This window comes from Actinomyces sp. S6-Spd3, assembly GCF_000758755.1.
Classification (GTDB): domain Bacteria; phylum Actinomycetota; class Actinomycetes; order Actinomycetales; family Actinomycetaceae; genus Pauljensenia.
The window spans coordinates 1-577 of record NZ_JRMV01000224.1 but is presented as its reverse complement, the minus strand read 5'-3'; the positions used below and the strand labels follow the sequence as shown (position 1 = coordinate 577).

The 577-nt window shown below is 59.4% G+C and carries 1 protein-coding gene; it reads right to left on the bottom strand.

What is annotated here, in order from left to right:
- On the bottom strand, nucleotides 1-577 hold a 577-nt coding region (locus HMPREF1627_RS01870), incomplete at both ends, for a CBS domain-containing protein (protein WP_034500638.1).

The following is a 577-nucleotide window of genomic DNA, read 5'->3' as shown; positions in this document are numbered from 1 at the left end:
CGAGAACCTGAACGGTTAGTGTTGCACCGATTGCGAGGACGAGTAGCCAAACTATTCGCGAACGCACGATCGATAGGATTGGGGCTGCAAGGTAGGGGTGGCGCAAAGGTTCGGTACCTGCGATGCGCGCGTGGTCTTCGGAGTCTTCTTCTTCAAGAATTGCGAGCGCGTCGTCAACGGTGAAAATACCGACCAGCCGGGATTCGGCGTCAACAACTGCGAGGGCGAGGTGGCGTTGATCTGCGCACCTGCGCGCTGCGAGTTCCGCGGAGTCGGTAGCGCTCACGTATTCGGGGCGAGACATGATGGCACCCACTAGGGTGTCGTCGGTTGCGCGCATGAGGTCACGGAGCGAAACAATGCCCACGAGTTTTCGCTGGTCGCTGACAACGGGCAGGGTGTAAATGGTTTCTGCGTTGTCGAGTTCTCGGCGCGCGGTCGCGATGGCTTCACTAACGGTGAAGTTTGGGTGGAGCCGCACAAACTCGGGGCTCATGCGCCGCCCGATGGAGTCTTCTGGGTATCCGAGGACGATGCCGGTGAGTTCAAGCTCTTCAGGTGAAAGGCCGGCCATTAG